The following is a 500-nucleotide window of genomic DNA, read 5'->3' as shown; positions in this document are numbered from 1 at the left end:
AGTCTAACCGCAAGGAGGACGGTCACCACGGTAGGATTCATGACTGGGGTGAAGTCGTAACAAGGTAGCCGTATCGGAAGGTGCGGCTGGATCACCTCCTTTCTCGAGCTAATACCGCGAAAGTTGAGCGTTCACGCTTATCGGCTGTAAATCAAGACAGACTCAGGGGTCTGTAGCTCAGTTGGTTAGAGCACCGTCTTGATAAGGCGGGGGTCGTTGGTTCGAATCCAACCAGACCCACCAATTGTCTGGCGGTAGAAACCTGAGAGGTCTCTGTATGGGGGCATAGCTCAGCTGGGAGAGCACCTGCTTTGCAAGCAGGGGGTCGTCGGTTCGATCCCGTCTGCCTCCACCAATCTTCAATGACAAACGTTCGGGTCAGTTGACTCGAGTCTTTGTCATTGGCGATTGAGCCAGTCAGAGGATATTGAAAGATATCGGCTGTCGTTCTTTAACAATCTAGAAGAAGTAGTAATTTGGATAGCGGAAGCGTCTATTTG

General features: G+C 51.2%; 2 tRNA genes and 1 rRNA gene. All 3 read left to right on the top strand.

Annotated elements, in window-relative coordinates:
- A 16S ribosomal RNA gene (locus FQ705_RS30965) occupies positions 1 to 102 on the top strand; the annotation flags it as partial.
- 64 nt (positions 103 to 166) lie between these two features.
- A tRNA-Ile gene (locus tag FQ705_RS30960) sits at positions 167 to 243 on the top strand.
- A gap of 36 nt (positions 244 to 279) precedes the next feature.
- Positions 280 to 355, top strand: a tRNA-Ala gene (locus FQ705_RS30955).
- Positions 356 to 500: the final 145 nt, after the last annotated feature.

The organism is Paraburkholderia sp. BCC1884, assembly GCF_900996225.1.
Lineage (GTDB): Bacteria > Pseudomonadota > Gammaproteobacteria > Burkholderiales > Burkholderiaceae > Paraburkholderia.
Note: the sequence above shows the minus strand (reverse complement) of the source record. Positions and strands in the feature narration are given on the sequence as shown.